Consider the following 17,671-nt stretch of genomic DNA (forward strand, 5'->3'; position numbering starts at 1 on the left):
GAAATAGTAAAGCCTAAAGAAGAGGCAAAAGTCAAAGAAGAAGTAAAAGTTAAAGAAGAACCGAAAGCGCAAGAAATAGTAAAGCCTAAAGAAGAGGCAAAAGTCAAAGAAGAAGTAAAAGTTAAAGAAGAACCGAAAGCGCAAGAAATGGTAAAGCCTAAAGAAGAAGTAAAAGCTAAAGAAGAAGTAAAAGCTAAAGAAGAAGAAAAAGCGCAAGAAATAGCAAAAGCTAAAGAAGAAGAGAAAGCAAGAGAAATAGCAAGAGCTAAAGAAGAAGAGAAAGCAAAAGAAATAGCAAAAGCAAAAGAAATAGCAAAAGCTAAAGAAGAAGAGAGAGCAAGAGAAATAGCAAAAGCTAAAGCTAAAGAAGAAGAAAAAGCAAGAGAAATAGCAAAAGCCAAGGAAGAAGAAAGAGCAAGAGAAATAGCAAAAGCTAAAGAAGAAGAGAGAGCGAAAGAAGTATCAAAAAACAACATACAGTCTGCTAAACGTGAATTAACGGTAGTAGCGACAGCGTATACTGCTGATCCAAGTGAAAATGGTACATATGGTGGACGCGTTTTAACTGCGATGGGGCATGATTTAACGGCAAATCCGAATATGAGAATTATCGCAGTTGACCCGAAAGTAATCCCATTAGGATCTAAAGTATGGGTAGAAGGTTATGGAGAAGCTATCGCTGGTGATACTGGAAGCGCAATTAAAGGTAATCGTATTGATGTATTAATGGGGTCAAAAAGTAAAGCTATGAATTGGGGAAGAAAAACTGTTAAAGTAAAAATTTTATAGTAACTATAATGATCCAAATAGAAGTCAGTTCTCTTTATTGAGGCTGGCTTTTATTTTTTTAGTGGAAGTATAATAGGATTTTTAAATGACTTATTAATAAACCTGTAATAAAACATAAAAATTGTCTCATGTTTAGAAAAACTATTAAGAATGAGGTAAGGAAGTAGAACAGAAGGTTATTGAGAAGTAGAGAAGAATAGTATGTTGAAAACGAAGGGTTAACGTATAATGAAATATATAAATCGGATCAAATCGTTTACTAAACACTTTCACTCATAATAGTGTAATTAAGTTCAAAGGATAGGTGTATTTCATGAAAGAAGTAAGAGAATATATTGAAACAAAGAAACAAGGTGTATTGGAGTTGCAAATAAAAGAAACGGAAGAAAAGCTAGGTGCTGCTTTCCCAAATCAATATAGGGATCTTATTAAATTAGTTAATAATGCTGAAATAGGGGAATGGATACTATATCCGATTAAAGATAATAGAAATGTAACGAAAACTTTGGATGATATTGTTAGAAAAAACATTGACATGAGAGATGAGTCTATACCAGAAAATCTTATCATAATTAGTGACGATGGTTCAGGGGATAAATTGTGCTTTAAAATAAATAATGGAAAAATGGATGATAAAATATATATTTGGTATCACGCGGATGACGAAATGGAAGAAATATCTCCGAGTTTAAAAGAATTTATTATGGAAACTATTCAGGAAGACGATGTTTTTTAGTCTTAATTATTATCATTTTGTGAATCATTCTTATAAAAGGCGAGGATAGAATATGACAATAGAATTATATGGCGCACATTGTAATGAGCGGAAAGGGTATAGAGTAATTGAAGGAAGAGGTTCATATAATCATTACTTTGGCGGTCAAGATTGCAATTTGCCAGTATGTAAGTTATGCGGTGAGAAGATGCACCAAATTCTCTGTTTTGATTTAAAAGATGAGAGACTTGCTGAACTTAAAAGTAGTGAACTAAATATTTTACCATTCGTTTCATGCTTGAACTGCGCGATGGTGTGGGAACCGCAATATTTTCAGTTAAGTGATGGAGGTAAAACAGTTCAAATCATACAGCAGCAAAATACAGAAGAATGGATAATGGAAGAGGAAGATAAGTTACCAGTTTCATTACCAAAAACAACGGTAAAGCTTATAAATATGAAAAATGAAGATATACCTACAGATGAAGATAGGTACTGGGAAGCTTTCGACTTGTTCGGTTCGGAATATGTATGTAGATTGTTAGGGGCACCATTATATGATGATCTTCCAGAGGATTTGGCGTGTCCAACTTGTTCTAAAGAGATGAAGTATGCTGCTACAATTACACAAGATATCGAGGAACGTGAACTTATTTCAGTAGTTGATTTCCAGTTTGGGGAAATGAATATCTATTTTTATTTATGTAAAGATTGTTCAATTATAAAAACGGAAACACAAAGTACATAACAAGACTAACATATTATATTAGTCTTGTTTTTGTATCGCAACATCGTTAAGAATCGCATCAAATATATCTTTTTGTGTAAAATTATCTGTAAAAATAGTTTCACTAGCAACTTCAATTGTATCGTGCGGATTATACCATTTTTGAAGGGAATATTCACCAAATTCATGTCGTTTGTCCCTTGTGTTATGTCGTCTAATGGTTTCCTCGAGTAATAAATCAAAGTAATATGTATATGCATTTCCATCAAAATAACGAATTAATTCTTTCAACATATCACCGTATCTACGATTGTTTAAAATACCTTCTAAAATAACAAACTTACATTTTCCTTTTCCGTACTTCGTAATTTCAAATAGTAGATCATGAGATAAGTTCCCCATCGTGTCGTGTACTCTTAACATATCTCTACGCACGACGTCTTGAGAGACTAAAAGTGTACCTTGTCCGAAATGTTCTTGTAGTTGCTTTGCGATCGTTGTTTTACCACTTGCGGAGTTTCCTCTAAGAATGATTAAAGTGGATGTAAGTATATGATTAGACATAATGCATTCCCCCAACAGTATTGATTATATAGAAAATTTTAACAAATAACGTGGAGAAAGTGTATAATCAATATGATGGATATTTAAGGAGGGGGTTAGATGGGGGATATATTAAAAAATGCACAACCTATATGGAAACGGACTTGGTTTCGTTATCTAGGGGCATTTTTTATTGTTCAGTTACTGTTTATTTTGTGTGAAATAACTGCGTGGGCACCAAACTTTAGGCCAGGCGGAGAGTTTTTTAATAGAATATTAAATTCTCAATTTTTCACTGAATGGTTCACACTCTATACAATCCCGCAATTTAACGTATTTACAGCATTTTTTGCGATTACATTACTACCATATGCATTAGTAGGTGCAATGAAAGATGTAACATCAAGAAAAAATATAAAGGAATAATAGAGGTATAATATGCTTTTTCAAAAAGAAGGTTTATTGATTAGATACGTAATGGAAAATGATGCAGCTATCATTTCTAAATGGTTAACGGACCCAGCAGTCCTGCGGTATTACGAAGGGCGAGATAATCCGCAATCTGTAGAAAAGGTGCTTGATCATTTTATGCATAATCCAAACAGTAATGAAAATAGATGTTTAATAGAATTTGATACCGTTCCGATTGGTTACATACAAATGTACCCAGTTGATTCAGAGTGGAAAGCGATATATGGCTATAAAGAATCACAAAATGTATGGGGAATGGATCAATTTATCGGTGAACCAGTCTATTGGGGAAAAGGAATTGGACAAAAACTCGTTCAGGCAGCAATTACATACATTATGGGTGAAATGGGAGCAGAAGCAATCGCAATGGATCCGAAAGTAAATAATGAACGAGCGATAAAGTGTTATGAAAAATGCGGATTTAAAAAAGTAAAGATTTTAAAGGAACATGAGCTGCATGAGGGGGAACTAGAAGATTGTTGGATGATGGAATACAAACAATTATAATGAATATGCAATGGCTTATATAAACGAAGGGAGCTGTGTGAAATGAAAAAAGCATTAATCGTAATTGATGTGCAAGCCGGTATGTATACAGCTGGAATGCCAGTACATAATGGGGGAAAGTTTTTACAAACATTGCAAGAGCTTATTGGGGAATGTCGTTCAAATGATATTCCAGTTATTTATGTCCAACATAACGGTCCTAAAGACCATCCGTTAGAAAAAGGTACGGATGGATGGCAAATCCATGCAACAATCGCTCCGCAAGAAGGGGATGATATTGTTGAAAAGACGACGCCAGATTCATTCCATAAGACAAACTTAAGCGAAGTGTTACAAGAGAAAGGAATTGAACACGTTATTCTTTCGGGAATGCAAACAGAGTATTGTGTAGATACGACAACGCGCAGAGCATGTAGTGAAGGATATAAAGTAACGTTAGTTAGTGATGCGCATAGTACATTTGATGCAGAAGTGTTACGTGCTGAAGATATTGTGAAACATCATAACGCAGTATTGGGAGCGTTTGCGGATGTTGTTGCATTAAAAGACTTGAAAGTGGCTGCCTCTAAATAAGAGGCAGTTTTTTTATTAGAAAAATAGCGTCAAATATTGTTGGTAAGTCGATATTTTGAAATAATCGTTTATATAATTTCACGTATCATAATAAAAATATACAAAAAAGGAGCACCACATAATTAAAAAGGGTGCTCCTGTATTAAAATGTTACTTTTTCTTGTCTTTATCCAATATATTTTGTTCTTCAGCAAACTCCGTACCATATGCAAAGCGGCGATTAATACGAATGTTATCATTGTTGTGCCTTGTATGAGAGTTAGAGAAGCGATGAACGATTACTTCAGATAAAGTGAAGACGATGGCAGAAAGGATACTGCCCCATGCAATTTGCATATAGTTGTCTAATAAAATATTACCGAAAATCCATACGCTTAAATATGTTAATAAGAAATCCGACATAATGGCACCAGTATTGCCAATTCGATTTAAAATAATTTTATCAACGAACATGTAGGATACGATTGTAACAAAGAGACTGAATGAAATAATTTGAACAAACGTTGCAGGGAAAAATAAAGCAAGCCCAATGCTAAATGCGATAATGCACGATATAAACTTGATAAGCACTACTGTGAAATCATTCAAAATTTACACCTCCGATTTATACATAGTTTTGCAATAAATTCTGGAGTTCATACATTGTAACGGATTTATTTACATAAAACTTTTTCATGTTCGGAATTTAGTCTAAATATTATAAAAATAACGAAAAAATGTTATAGTAAAATGAGAGTGTATGACATTTTTAGGTAAGGGGGAATCCAGGATGTGGATTACTTCAGAAGTAGAAATTCCAGATGAGTTAATTGATCACATTGAGCAAGGAAAGTTAGTGTTATTTGTTGGAGCGGGAGTTTCTATGAAAGGGAAATCAAACTTACCAAATTTTGATGATTTAGTTGATGAAATTGCAAAAACGTTATATGTCGAAAAGCGTGAAATAACAGAACCACATGATTATTATCTTGGTAAAATTGCGAAAACAAAAGATGTACATCAAGTCGCAAGAGATCTTGTTCATATAGAGAAATCAAAACCGAATCCATTACATTATGCAATTCCAAGGTTATTTCCTTTAGATACAGATATCCGCATTGTAACAACAAATTTTGATCAACATTTTACAACTGCAATTAAAGAAATAAATAGAGATATCAATGTTTATTACGCTCCAGCTTTACCGACTGGGAGAGCTTTTAAAGGTCTTGCTTATATACATGGTAATGTAGAACAGGAGAAAGAGGCTTTAATTTTAACAGACGGTGATTTTGGAAGGGCTTACTTAACGGAAGGGTGGGCGAGAAGATTTTTAGTCGATCTATTCTCAAATTACACCGTTTTATTCGTTGGATATAGTCATAATGACCCAGTAATGAAATATTTAGCAACTGGTTTACCACCAAGTACAAGACGATTTGCTTTCGTCGCACAAGGAGAAAATACGTACCACTGGGAACATTTGGGGATAAGACCGATTGTGTATCCGAATAAAGTGAATAATCATCAATCCCTCGTAAAAGCGGTAAAACGCTGGGCGGAATTAATGGGTGATAATTATATTACGAAAAGAATGCGTATTCGGGATATTGTAACGGTTCCCCCGTCAGTAGAACAGGAACAATTATCATACATAAAGCAATCAATTAAAAAAATTGAAACAGTTCGTTACTTTGTGGAATTTGCTCACGATTATGAATGGGTCGAATGGTTAGAAGCAGAAGGTAAATTACAAAATTTGTTTATGCTTACGCCAAACTATAATGAAGTAGATGAATTACTTGCAGAATGGTTAGTGGAACAATTTCTTTTTAGTCATCAGATAGAATTATTTCAATTAATTTATAAAAACTATTCTAAAATATCACCGTTATTATGGAGAACAATTTGTAACTACTTAAACGAAAAGAAGAGTAAGATGGACCCATTGTTGTTTGCCAGGTGGACACTCCTTTTATTAGAAACTGCTGAAAAAGATAGTAGCTCTATAGAAAAGATTTCTAAGTTACTGCAAAAATGTTCTTTTCCTGAGCATAAGGAAATTGCGTTATTGTTACTAACTTTTATTTTAGACGGAAAGCTGAAGTTGAAACGTGTAAGAAAATGGGGAAATGATACGCAAGAAGCAATAGAACTCGAGGAATCGAGTCGCTTACCAGTATCAACAGTTTCTCATGTGGAGCAAATTTGGAATGAAAAGATGAGGCCATATATCGCCTATTATGCTGTTCCAATTATGATGATTGGATTAGAAAAATTGAGAATGTTGTCATTAAGACAAACGGCACTGAAAAAAAGAAATACGGAAGATGTAGAAAAAGAGTTTCATCAAAATGATCTTGCATTTTTAATACAAATTGTAAAAGAGTGTCTAACTTATTTATGTGAAAACAATGAGAAAAAAGCGGATTATTATATTACAGAAATGATAGAAGCGAATAGTGTACTTCAAAAGCGAATTGCAATTGATGCGATGAATAAAAATATTTTTGTTCGTGTAGATGACAAAATGAAATGGTTGTTACATGAAGGACTTCTTTTAGATTTCACTTATAAACACGAAGTTTTCCAACTTTTAAAAAGTCATTATGCAAATTGTTTGGAAAAAACAAAAGAAGAAGTCACTCGAACTGTAATAAAGCGTCTTACAGAAGAGAGAGTATTTGATGCATGTCTCGTATTAGACTTATTATTTAAGTGTGATTCAAATAGTCCATCTACGGCAAATGGGTATGAGTTAATGAAGCAAAAGCATCCTCATTTTCATTCTGAACAATACAGTGTACAAAAGAAAGAGGATACAGCGCAAAGCATTACTTGTAATGTAACAGCTGACGGATTATTGCAGCTGAAAGATGTTGAAATTATGAAGCAAGTTCGGCAATTTTCGCAAGATGGTGTTTTTGAACAACGCCATTTTTTAGAGATGTTATCAAAAGCATGTAAATTGAATACAGAGTGGAGTATTTCATTCGCATATCAATTAGTAGGAGTGCAAGAAATAAGTAATGAAGTATGGTTTGTTTGTATTAGAGAATGGCGAAATAACAGAGGATTGACAAATGATCAAATCCAAAAAATTATTCCGTTATTGCAGAAATTTGTTAGAAATACTGCTTTTCATTGGTTAATTAGTAGTTTTCTATATGAAATTAGTAATCGACTAGAAGAGTTAGAAGAGAATAGTATACGTGTTGTAAAACGCTTTGCTTTTTCAGTGTTTCCTCAAGTTATGAAGAGTGATACGGATTTTAAGCTTGGAAAACAAGATTTTTACAATGAATCAATTCAGCATCCTGTTGGAAAAATGACGGCTGTATTATTAAAGTTGTTATCATATGATCATTTATACGATCGTAATGTATATGAATATTTATTTTTATTTGAAGAACAAGTAAGAGTTAATTCAGTACGAACAAACTTTATGTTTGCTCGTTTAATAGCAGATATTACATTTCTATATCATATTGAAAAGCAATGGTGCCGAAAATATTTGTTACCATACTTAGATTTAAAAAAACAAAATGAAATTACGGAATATGCATGGGCTGGTTTATGTTACACGCAAATAAATTTACCTTTATTTACAGAAATGAAGCGTTTTATTAAGTATGCGATAGAACATTTGGAAGTATTACATCCGCATACGAGGGAAGCTTTCTTGAAGTGGCTTAGCTTTGTATTTATTAAATGTGTACTATATTGGGAGCAAAAAACAGATTGGTTATACCCTTTACTCGTATTAGAAAATGAAGAAAATAAAATTAAATTTATGCAGTTTTTATGCTATTACGTCAAAACATTAAGTGTAAAAGAACAACAAAAATTTTGGACAGCTTGGCTCAGTGTATTTTTGCGAGAACGACCAAAAATGGGTGAGATAACAGCGAGAGAATATGTAATGCTTTTACGTATTATTTTATACATGGATGAAATATTAGAAAAAGGATTATGTATTATGTCTCGTGCATTTTCAAGTGTAAATGGTAAATGTACAGGTGAGGAAATGAAGCAGTTATTGATTGAAATGCTTCATAAGAAAGAAAGTATGAAAGCGCATAAAGAAATGTTTGCAAATGTGTTTTTTATTTTACTACAAACATGTCAAGAAGCCGTTTTATTTGAAAAAGAAATCATAAAAATAAAAGAATTATTAGTTCAGTATGGAGTAGAGGAATATGTTTTACATTTACTAGAAAATGAAATAATTCGCATAGGAATTGTAATGGGTGATTTACAAGAAGAATTATAGGACGAAAGTGGAATTTTAAAAAATATATAAAAAGTTGTTGACAGTGTTTTGAAAAGCGTTCTATAATACGAATCATACTTATTCAATTTCAAAAACATTTGAATAAACAAAGTGCAATGAAGAGATCACAGTAGTGGTTAGTCTTACTGTAACAGAGAGCTGGTGGTTGGTGTGAACCAGTACAGGGATAATCATGAATTACAGTCTTGGAGCATCTTTTTCGTAATAAAGATAGTTTGTCTTTATGAGGAAAAAGCGGTCAATTGATCGTTAACAGTGAAGAGAGGTAGACAGAAAGTTAGTCTACAACTAGGGTGGTACCGCGATAAATATCGTCCCTACTGATTTATTCAGTAGGGACTTTTTGTATTTTAGTGGTCCAACTTGAAAATAAAATAGTCATGCATTGAAAGGAAAAGCAGTAGTTGTTGTTTCCCTGTAACAGAGAGCTGGTGGTTGGTGCGAACCAGTACAAAAACAAGAGCGAATTACAGTCCTGGAGCATCTTTTTCGTAGTAAAGATAGTATTGTCTTTATGAAGGGAAAGACGGTCAGATGATCGTTAACAATGAAGAGAGGTAGACGAAAGAAGTCTACAATTAGGGTGGTACCGCGATAAATATCGTCCCTACTGATTGGATCAGTAGGGCTTTTTTGTACAAAAAAGTGGCTTTTTAACTAGTAGTTCATGTCTTTGTACGAATTATTAGTTTAAAATAAGAAGAGGTATCGATTCCACTATAAATTTGTATAATTAACCAGTTCAGAAAATAGAGAATCTTTTATTCTCTTACTATACTTTTAAAACATTAGAGGAGGATTTCCAAATGGCAAATCATGAATTAGATCAATTACGTAAACAGGTAGATGAAATTAACTTACAACTATTACACCTTTTAAACAAACGTGGTGAAATCGTTCAAAAAATTGGAGAACAAAAGCAAGTACAAGGTACGAAACGCTTTGATCCAGTACGTGAGCGTGAAGTACTTGATATGATCGCAGAGCATAACGAAGGACCATTCGAAACATCAACAGTTCAACATATTTTCAAAACGATTTTCAAAGCAAGCTTAGAGTTACAAGAAGATGATAACCGTAAAGCGTTACTAGTATCACGTAAAAAGAAACAAGAAAATACAATCGTTGATGTAAAAGGTGAATTGATTGGAAACGGAACACAAACGTTCATCATGGGACCTTGTGCAGTAGAAAGCTTAGAGCAAGTTCGTCAAGTAGGGCAAGCGATGAAAGACCAAGGCTTAAAATTAATGCGCGGTGGTGCATTCAAACCGAGAACATCTCCATACGATTTCCAAGGTTTAGGAGTAGAAGGACTACAAATTTTACGCCAAGTAGCAGACGAGTTCGACTTAGCAATTATTAGTGAAATTTTAAATCCGAACGATGTTGAAATGGCATTAGACTACGTTGATGTAATTCAAGTTGGCGCACGTAACATGCAAAACTTCGATTTATTACGAGCTGTAGGTAAAGTTAACAAACCAGTATTATTAAAACGTGGATTAGCAGCAACAATTGATGAGTTCATTAATGCAGCGGAATACATCATTGCGCAAGGTAACGATCAAATTATTCTTTGTGAGCGTGGTATCCGCACATACGAAAGAGCAACACGTAACACATTAGACATTTCTGCAGTACCAATTTTAAAGAAAGAAACACATTTACCAGTTATCGTTGATGTAACACATTCAACTGGACGCAGAGATTTATTATTACCAACAGCGAAAGCGGCACTTGCAATTGGCGCAGATGCAGTAATGGCTGAAGTTCATCCAGATCCAGCAGTTGCATTGTCAGATTCTGCACAACAAATGGACATTCCAGAATTCCATAGATTCATGGATGAGTTAAAAGGTTTCAAAAATAAATTATCTTAATTCCATATCATATATGCGTTGAAGAGGAAACAGTAGTGCTTATCTCACTGTTAAAGAGAGCTGATGGCTGGTGTGAATCAGTACAAAGGTAAGCATGAATTACAGCCTTGGAGCATCTTTCTCGACAACTTATGGAGGGGAAGACGGTCAAACGATCGTTAAAGAAGAAGAGAGGTAGACGACAGTTGTCTACAACTAGGGTGGTACCGCGATAAACATCGTCCCTACTGAGCGCTCAGTAGGGACTTTTTTGTACAAAAAAATAGTAAAGGGGCAAGAGAAATGAGATACATTACAGCTGGAGAATCACATGGACCGCAGTTAACAGTTATTTTAGAAGGTGTACCAGCAGGTTTGACACTTACGGCGGAACATATTAATAAAGAATTATTAAGAAGACAAAAAGGTCATGGACGCGGAAGACGCATGCAAATTGAAACAGATACAGTTGAAATTGTAAGTGGTGTTCGTCACGGGATGACACTTGGATCACCGATTACGTTAATCGTAAAAAATGATGATTTCAAACATTGGACGAAAGTAATGGGTGCTGAGCCAATTTCTGAAAAAGAAAGTAAGGACATGAAACGTACAATTACAAAACCACGTCCAGGACATGCGGATTTAAATGGAGCAATTAAATATGGTCATCGTGATATAAGAAACGTATTAGAGCGCTCATCTGCAAGAGAAACGACAGTTCGTGTAGCTGCTGGTGCAGTTGCAAAACAAATTTTAAGCGAATTAGGCGTAAAAATTGCAGGACATGTTCTTGAAATTGGTGGAGTAAAAGCAAAACATATTTCAAACTTACCGATTGAAGAAATTCAAACGATAACTGAAAACTCACCAGTTCGATGTTTAGATAAAGAAGTAGAGCAAGAAATGATGGATGCGATTGACAACGCAAAAAGTAGCGGAGATTCAATCGGTGGTATTGTGGAAGTTATTGCAGAAGGTATGCCAATTGGCGTTGGTAGTTACGTTCATTACGATCGTAAATTAGATGCAAAACTTGCTGGTGCAATTATGAGTATAAATGCATTTAAAGGTGCTGAAATTGGCTTAGGTTTTGAAGCGGCAAGACAACCAGGAAGTAAAGTGCATGATGAAATTCTGTGGGATGAAGAAAAAGGATACACGAGAAAAACGAATAATGCCGGTGGTTTAGAAGGCGGTATGACAACAGGTATGCCAATTGTCGTAAGAGGCGTTATGAAGCCAATTCCTACATTATACAAACCGTTAGCAAGTGTTGATATTGATACGAAGGAAGCATTCCAAGCGAGTATTGAAAGATCTGATAGTTGCGCAGTGCCAGCAGCGGGTGTAGTAGCTGAATCTGTTGTAGCATGGGAACTTGCAGATGTACTAGTCGAACAATTCGGAAAAGATCGTATGGAATTATTAAAACAAAACATTATGCAACACAATAACTACGCAAAAGAATTTTAATAAAAAGGTGGGTTTAACGTGCAAGTAAAAGATCAACTATCATCATTACAACCATATAAACCAGGTAAATCACCAGAACAAATGAAAGAAGTGTACGGAGATCATTCGTTTGTGAAATTAGCATCGAATGAAAATCCATTCGGTTGTTCACCGAGAGTTTTAGAAGAGTTGCAAAAATCTTGGTTGGAACATGCTTTATATCCTGACGGAGGTGCTACGACGCTCCGTCAAACAATCGCGGATAAGTTGCATGTGCAAATGGAACAAGTACTTTGTGGTAGTGGTTTAGATGAAATCATTCAAATAATAAGCCGCGCCGTATTACGAGCGGGAGATAACATTGTAACAGCAGGTGCAACATTCCCGCAATACCGTCATCATGCGATTATTGAAGGCTGTGAAGTGAAAGAAATTCCTTTAAATAATGGTGTATACGATTTAGACGAAATTTTGTCAGCGGTAAATAATAATACGAAAATCGTATGGATTTGTAATCCGAACAACCCGACGGGCACATATGTGAATGAGCAAAAATTAACTCAATTTATTGAAGGCATTAGTGAAAATACGTTAATTGTCATTGATGAAGCGTACTATGAATACGTAACAGCAAAAGATTTCCCTGAGACATTACCGCTTTTAGAAAAACATAAAAACATTCTTGTACTTAGAACGTTTTCTAAAGCATACGGATTAGCTTCTTTCCGCGTTGGATATGCGATCGGACAGGAAGAGCTAATTGAGAAATTAAATGTCGTACGTTTACCATTTAACGTATCTTCATTAGCGCAAAAAGCAGCTACGATTGCTTTTGGTGATAACGAGTTTATTGAAGAAATAGTTCGTGTGAATACAGAGGGATTACAACAATACGAAAGCTTTTGTAAGGAAAATGAAATTCCATTTTATCCATCACAAACAAATTTCATCTTCTTGCCAGTTGAGAATGCAGGAGAGATTTATGAAGCTTGTGCACATGCAGGGTTTATTATTCGTCCATTCCCAAATGGTGTCCGTATTACAGTTGGAACAAGGGAGCAAAATGAAGGAGTGATTTCAGTGTTAAAACAACACTTTGAAAACAAAAAAAGTAAGTCTCGAGATGAGGCAAATGCGTAAAAAGGTAGTATTAATTGGAACAGGTTTAATAGGAGGCTCTCTCGCATTAGCGATTAAGAAAGAGCACGATGTAACGATAACAGGTTACGATATATTTAAAGAGCAAGTAGAGCGTGCAAAAGAATTACACGTAGTAGATGAAGTAGCAGTTGATTTACAACATGCATGTGAAGAGGCACATTTAATTGTTTTTGCTTCTCCAGTTGAAGAAACGAAGAAGCTATTACACAAACTTGCGTCATTCCGTTTACGAGAAGATGTTATAGTGACTGATGTTGGTAGTACAAAAGGGTCTATTATGAACGAAGCGGAAGCTTTATTTTCAAAGGAAGTTTCTTTCATTGGGGGACATCCGATGGCGGGTTCTCATAAAACGGGAGTTGAAAGCGCAAAGGCGCATTTATTTGAAAATGCATTTTACATTTTAACACCGATGAATCATGTACCAAATGAACAAGTGGAAGACCTTAAAGTATGGTTAAAAGGAACAGGATCTCATTTTCTTGTTTTAAATACAGAAGAACATGATTATGTAACAGGGATTGTTAGTCATTTCCCGCATCTTATCGCAGCAGGTTTAGTAAAGCAAGTTGAGAAACATGCAGGAGATAATCCGCTCATTCATCAACTCGCTGCTGGAGGTTTCAAAGACATTACACGTATCGCATCTAGTAGTCCGAAAATGTGGAGTGATATTGTAAAGCAAAATCGAGAGCATTTAATGGTATTATTAAAAGAGTGGATCTCTGAAATGGAAGGTTTATATAAGACAGTTTCTACCGGAGATGCAGGCGAGATTCAAAACTATTTTGCAGATGCGAAGGAATACCGTGATTCTTTACCAGTAAGAAAGAGTGGTGCAATTCCTGCCTATCACGACTTATACGTTGATGTATTAGATAAGGTGGGGGCATTGGCTCATATTACGAGTATTTTAGCGCGCGAGGAAATTAGTATTACGAACTTGCAAATATTAGAAGCGCGTGAAGGACTGCTTGGGGTATTACGTATTAGTTTCCAAAGGGAAGAAGATCGTATGAAAGCGAAGCTAGCGCTTGGAGAAGAAGAATACCAAACTTATGAAACAATTTAAATGAGAAGGTGAAAAACGTGAAAGAAAGAACAATACAACCTGTTAATAACGGATTGAATGGCAATATTACAATCCCAGGTGATAAATCCATTTCACACCGTGCTGTTATGTTCGGTTCGATTGCAGAAGGGAAAACAACAATTAAAGGTTTCTTGCCCGGTGCAGACTGTTTAAGTACTATTTCATGTTTTAAAGAAATGGGAGTAGAAATTACGCAAAACGGTGATGAAGTTACTGTAGTTGGTAAAGGATTAGAAGGTTTACAAGAACCGAAAGTTGTATTAGATGTTGGTAATTCTGGTACAACAATTCGATTAATGTCAGGTATATTAGCTAACACACCATTTTTCTCTTGCGTACAAGGTGATGAGTCTATCGCAAAAAGACCGATGAAGCGTGTAACAAACCCATTAAAACAAATGGGTGCAAACATTGACGGCAGAGAAGAAGGAACATTTACACCGCTAACAATACGTGGCGGAGATTTAAAAGCAATTGAATATATTTCTCCTGTTGCAAGTGCACAAGTAAAGTCAGCTATTTTACTTGCAGGTCTTCGTGCAGAAGGTGTAACAGCTGTTACAGAACCACATATTTCCCGCGACCATACGGAAAGAATGCTTGAAGCATTTGGTGTTAAAGTAACTCGCGAAGGGAAAACAGTGAAGCTGTCAGGTGGACAAAAATTAACAGCAACAGACATTCAAGTGCCAGGTGACGTATCATCAGCAGCATTTTTCTTAGTAGCAGGTGCAATCATCCCAAATAGTAAACTAGTATTACAAAATGTAGGAATGAATCCAACTCGTACAGGTATTATTGATGTTTTAGAGAAAATGGGTGCTACGTTCACTGTAGATCTAATTAACGAAGGGGCATCAGAACCAGCTGCAAATATTACAATTGAAACATCTTCATTAAAAGGAATTGAAATTGGCGGAGATATTATCCCTAGATTAATCGATGAGATTCCTGTAATCGCATTAGCGGCAACGCAAGCGGAAGGAATTACAGTAATTAAAGATGCACACGAATTAAAAGTAAAAGAAACAAATCGTATTGATACAGTCGTTGCTGAGTTAACGAAACTAGGAGCTCGCATAGAAGCAACTGATGACGGCATGATCATTTACGGAAAATCAGCTCTAAAAGGCAATACAGTAAATAGTTATGGTGATCATCGCATCGGAATGATGCTTGCGATTGCTGGCTGCCTGGCAGAAGGAAAAACAATTATTGAAGATGCAGAAGCAGTAGGTGTATCATATCCTACATTCTTTGATGAACTTCAAAAGTTAGCTAAATAATAAGGATGGAAAGCAGATACGTGATGTATCTGCTTTTTTTGTTAAAACGTCTTTCTAATTTCACTTACCGAACTATAATAGAAAGAATTGTGATACAATTCAAACAGGGAATGGAGGAGAATTATATGAATGTCATACAATTAAAAGAAGATAAGTTCAGAGAAGCATTACGTTTATCAGAATACGCTTTTCAATATAAAGTAGATGAGGAACGATTACAGCAGCAACTTACAAAGATGAAGGAAAGTCATGAAATATACGGCATTATGGAAGGGGAAGACTTAGCAGCAAAACTACATCTTATTCCGTTTCATATTTACATAGGTAAAGAAAAATTTAAAATGGGTGGCGTTGCAGGGGTAGCGACGTATCCTGAGTATAGAAGAAGTGGGTATGTAAAAGAGCTACTTCAACATTCACTTCAAATAATGAAAAAAGATGGCTATACAGTCTCTATGTTACATCCATTTGCGGTTTCATTTTACCGTAAATACGGCTGGGAACTTTGTGCGAATTTAGTCATATGTCATATGACTAAGAGCGATTTAGTGATGAAAAAACAAGTAAATGGCACTGTGAAACGTTTCAATAAAGAAAAGCATCCAGAAGAGGTCGAAAAGCTCTATGAAGTATTTGCAGAACGTTTTTCAGGTATGCTAGTTCGAGAGAAGAACTGGTGGTTACAAGCGGTTTATGATGATTTAACATTAGCGATTTACTATGATGAAAATAAAAAGGCAGCAGGTTACATGTTATACAAAATAGAAAACTATAAAATGACAGTAGAAGAATTTGTACCACTACATAATGAAGCACGAAATGGTCTGTGGAACTTTATTTGCCAGCATGATTCTATGATTAAAGAACTTGAAATGACAGTAAGTGAAAACGAACCGTTGTTATATTCATTGCAAGAGCCACGCGTGAAGACAGAAATAAAACCATATTTTATGGGAAGAATTGTAGATGTAGAGCAGTTCTTAAAACAATATGAGTTGAATTGGAACAATGTACAGCAAGAAGTGATCCTACACATTACAGACGCATTTGCTCCGTGGAATAACGTAACAGTGAGACTTGCAAATCATGAAATAACAATTGTAGAAGAAACAACGGAAAAAGGAATAAAACTGGATATAAATGCACTATCGGCAATAATGTTTGGTTATAAACGCCCATTAGAACTAAATGAACTTGAATTAATTAGTGGAAGTGACGAGGCAATACGGTCAATTGAGAATCTAGTACCAGTGCGTAAGCCATTTATTTATGATTTCTTTTAATTTATATGTATGAAGGTGGGCTATCCTAAGTGGAATTTCGGGATAGCTTCCTCTTATATTGTGAATTTCTTTCGGTAAGTCAATATATCATGAAAATCGCTGATATAATTAGAGTTGTGCCAATATATCCAGAAAGTCGTTCATATAATTTCATTCACAAATAGAGGATAAAAAATCACAGCTATACTTTGTCACGCACTTGACTTTTAATTCATGTAATTTATAATTAAAAACGGAATGAATTTTCATTCCTGGAAATTGAGGTGGAAAAATGGCTAAAAACAAACAAGAGGATATTTTTGATGCTGCAATACAACTTTTTGCAGAACGAGGTTATGATGGTACAACAATTCCGATGATTGCTGAAAAAGCAAAAGTAGGCGCAGGTACGATCTACCGTTATTTTGAAAATAAAGAAGCGCTTGTTAATTCTTTATTTACGAAAAGTGTTTTACAACTATCAGAATTAATAAAAAATGATTTCCCGGTCGATGCAAATATTCGTGAACAGTTTAGCCATACATACAACCGTTTATTTGAATTTGCGAGACAAAATGCAGATGCTTTTCTTTTTACAAATTCTCACTGTGATAGTTATTTTCTAGATGAACATAGCAATGAAATATTCGAGGACTTCATGGGTTTCTTCATGAACTTGATTGAAGATGGAATCGAAAAAGGTTTGCTTCGTCCATTACCACCAATTGCTTTAATTATTATTGTATATCAACCAATTGAAAAATTAATTAAAGTAATGGAAACAGGGCAGTTAGAATATACAGATGAATTGGTAAAGGAATTGGAAGAAAGTTGTTGGAATGCTATTAGAATCATTTGATTCTATAGCGTTATAAGGATAGGAATGAACATTCATTCCGAGAGAGGTATGAAAAAGAATAACAGGAGATGATAACTCTTTATAACTAAAGGAAT

At 34.9% G+C, this 17,671-nt stretch carries 16 protein-coding genes and 3 other annotated features; of the genes, 14 read left to right on the forward strand and 2 right to left on the reverse strand.

Translation table 11 applies throughout. The annotated features are described in order from the left end of the window. The 3 genes from MRP26_RS14650 to MRP26_RS14660 form a co-directional block, all read left to right on the forward strand. On the forward strand, positions 1–789 hold a 789-nt coding region (locus tag MRP26_RS14650; protein WP_194792744.1), incomplete at its 5' end, for a 3D domain-containing protein. A 313-nt stretch (positions 790–1,102) separates the two neighbouring features. Then, complete coding sequence (locus MRP26_RS14655; RefSeq protein ID WP_197242609.1) at positions 1,103–1,525, forward strand: SMI1/KNR4 family protein; 423 nt, start codon at positions 1,103–1,105, stop codon at positions 1,523–1,525. A gap of 52 nt (positions 1,526–1,577) precedes the next feature. After that, complete coding sequence (locus MRP26_RS14660) at positions 1,578–2,252, forward strand: hypothetical protein (RefSeq protein ID WP_142947118.1); 675 nt, start codon at positions 1,578–1,580, stop codon at positions 2,250–2,252. 18 nt (positions 2,253–2,270) lie between these two features. Here the strand turns inward: MRP26_RS14660 and MRP26_RS14665 are convergent, their stop codons facing one another. Then, the gene (locus MRP26_RS14665; RefSeq protein ID WP_242806231.1) at positions 2,271–2,795 is read right to left on the reverse strand and encodes a kinase; all 525 of its coding nucleotides are present in this window, start codon (positions 2,793–2,795) and stop codon (positions 2,271–2,273) included. Positions 2,796–2,894: 99 nt separating this feature from the next. Between MRP26_RS14665 and MRP26_RS14670 the strand changes: the two genes are divergently transcribed. From MRP26_RS14670 to MRP26_RS14680, 3 genes are read left to right on the forward strand one after another with little or no spacing between them, the layout of a single operon-like run. Beyond that, a complete protein-coding gene (locus MRP26_RS14670; protein WP_000502339.1) occupies positions 2,895–3,200 on the forward strand; it encodes a YfzA family protein in 306 nt (101 codons plus the stop codon). A gap of 12 nt (positions 3,201–3,212) precedes the next feature. Continuing rightward, a complete protein-coding gene (locus tag MRP26_RS14675; protein ID WP_000898784.1) occupies positions 3,213–3,752 on the forward strand; it encodes a GNAT family N-acetyltransferase in 540 nt (179 codons plus the stop codon). A 42-nt stretch (positions 3,753–3,794) separates the two neighbouring features. Next, positions 3,795–4,325 carry a cysteine hydrolase family protein gene (locus tag MRP26_RS14680; RefSeq protein WP_242806232.1) on the forward strand — a complete coding sequence of 177 codons (531 nt, stop codon included), beginning with the start codon at positions 3,795–3,797 and terminating at the stop codon, positions 4,323–4,325. 150 nt (positions 4,326–4,475) lie between these two features. On the opposite strand, the gene MRP26_RS14685 is transcribed toward MRP26_RS14680, so the two are convergent. Beyond that, complete coding sequence (locus MRP26_RS14685) at positions 4,476–4,913, reverse strand: YndM family protein (RefSeq protein ID WP_000997702.1); 438 nt, start codon at positions 4,911–4,913, stop codon at positions 4,476–4,478. Between the two features lie 181 nt (positions 4,914–5,094). On the opposite strand from MRP26_RS14685, the gene MRP26_RS14690 reads away from it, so the two are divergent. From MRP26_RS14690 to MRP26_RS14725, 8 genes are all read left to right on the forward strand, one after another. Further along, positions 5,095–8,577, forward strand: a complete 3,483-nt coding sequence (locus MRP26_RS14690; protein WP_242806233.1) for a DUF4020 domain-containing protein — start codon at positions 5,095–5,097, stop codon at positions 8,575–8,577. Between the two features lie 107 nt (positions 8,578–8,684). Next, positions 8,685–8,920 (forward strand) — a binding site (T-box leader). A 54-nt stretch (positions 8,921–8,974) separates the two neighbouring features. Then, positions 8,975–9,210 (forward strand) — a binding site (T-box leader). Between the two features lie 194 nt (positions 9,211–9,404). Continuing rightward, a complete protein-coding gene (locus MRP26_RS14695) occupies positions 9,405–10,481 on the forward strand; it encodes a bifunctional 3-deoxy-7-phosphoheptulonate synthase/chorismate mutase (protein WP_001273575.1) in 1,077 nt (358 codons plus the stop codon). A gap of 9 nt (positions 10,482–10,490) precedes the next feature. Then, positions 10,491–10,710 (forward strand) — a binding site (T-box leader). Between the two features lie 53 nt (positions 10,711–10,763). Next, positions 10,764–11,936, forward strand: a complete 1,173-nt coding sequence (gene aroC, locus MRP26_RS14700) for a chorismate synthase (RefSeq protein WP_088022196.1) — start codon at positions 10,764–10,766, stop codon at positions 11,934–11,936. An 18-nt stretch (positions 11,937–11,954) separates the two neighbouring features. Next, complete coding sequence (gene hisC / locus MRP26_RS14705) at positions 11,955–13,055, forward strand: histidinol-phosphate transaminase (RefSeq protein ID WP_053564164.1); 1,101 nt, start codon at positions 11,955–11,957, stop codon at positions 13,053–13,055. Beyond that, a complete protein-coding gene (gene tyrA / locus MRP26_RS14710) occupies positions 13,048–14,148 on the forward strand; it encodes a prephenate dehydrogenase (RefSeq protein ID WP_053564165.1) in 1,101 nt (366 codons plus the stop codon). Before hisC ends, tyrA begins: the two co-directional genes overlap by 8 nt. A gap of 17 nt (positions 14,149–14,165) precedes the next feature. Next, complete coding sequence (gene aroA, locus MRP26_RS14715) at positions 14,166–15,455, forward strand: 3-phosphoshikimate 1-carboxyvinyltransferase (RefSeq protein WP_242806236.1); 1,290 nt, start codon at positions 14,166–14,168, stop codon at positions 15,453–15,455. A 125-nt stretch (positions 15,456–15,580) separates the two neighbouring features. Next, positions 15,581–16,738 (forward strand): GNAT family N-acetyltransferase, encoded by a 1,158-nt coding sequence (locus MRP26_RS14720; protein WP_142340482.1) that lies wholly within the window; start codon positions 15,581–15,583, stop codon positions 16,736–16,738. 271 nt (positions 16,739–17,009) lie between these two features. Next, complete coding sequence (locus MRP26_RS14725; RefSeq protein ID WP_001107290.1) at positions 17,010–17,576, forward strand: TetR/AcrR family transcriptional regulator; 567 nt, start codon at positions 17,010–17,012, stop codon at positions 17,574–17,576. Positions 17,577–17,671 lie beyond the last annotated feature (95 nt).

Origin of the sequence: Bacillus sp. CCB-MMP212 (assembly GCF_022748145.1) — a bacterium.
GTDB lineage: Bacteria > Bacillota > Bacilli > Bacillales > Bacillaceae_G > Bacillus_A > Bacillus_A cereus.

Excerpts from the sequence above, each read along its gene's own strand:
- MRP26_RS14655 (WP_197242609.1), top strand. The coding sequence starts at position 1,103 with ATGAAAGAAGTAAGAGAATATATTGAAACAAAGAAACAAGGTGTATTG.
- MRP26_RS14660 (WP_142947118.1), top strand. The coding sequence starts at position 1,578 with ATGACAATAGAATTATATGGCGCACATTGTAATGAGCGGAAAGGGTAT.
- MRP26_RS14665 (WP_242806231.1), bottom strand. The coding sequence starts at position 2,795 with ATGTCTAATCATATACTTACATCCACTTTAATCATTCTTAGAGGAAAC.
- MRP26_RS14670 (WP_000502339.1), top strand. The coding sequence starts at position 2,895 with ATGGGGGATATATTAAAAAATGCACAACCTATATGGAAACGGACTTGG.
- MRP26_RS14675 (WP_000898784.1), top strand. The coding sequence starts at position 3,213 with ATGCTTTTTCAAAAAGAAGGTTTATTGATTAGATACGTAATGGAAAAT.
- MRP26_RS14680 (WP_242806232.1), top strand. The coding sequence starts at position 3,795 with ATGAAAAAAGCATTAATCGTAATTGATGTGCAAGCCGGTATGTATACA.
- MRP26_RS14690 (WP_242806233.1), top strand. The coding sequence starts at position 5,095 with ATGTGGATTACTTCAGAAGTAGAAATTCCAGATGAGTTAATTGATCAC.
- MRP26_RS14695 (WP_001273575.1), top strand. The coding sequence starts at position 9,405 with ATGGCAAATCATGAATTAGATCAATTACGTAAACAGGTAGATGAAATT.
- aroC (WP_088022196.1), top strand. The coding sequence starts at position 10,764 with ATGAGATACATTACAGCTGGAGAATCACATGGACCGCAGTTAACAGTT.
- tyrA (WP_053564165.1), top strand. The coding sequence starts at position 13,048 with ATGCGTAAAAAGGTAGTATTAATTGGAACAGGTTTAATAGGAGGCTCT.
- MRP26_RS14720 (WP_142340482.1), top strand. The coding sequence starts at position 15,581 with ATGAATGTCATACAATTAAAAGAAGATAAGTTCAGAGAAGCATTACGT.
- MRP26_RS14725 (WP_001107290.1), top strand. The coding sequence starts at position 17,010 with ATGGCTAAAAACAAACAAGAGGATATTTTTGATGCTGCAATACAACTT.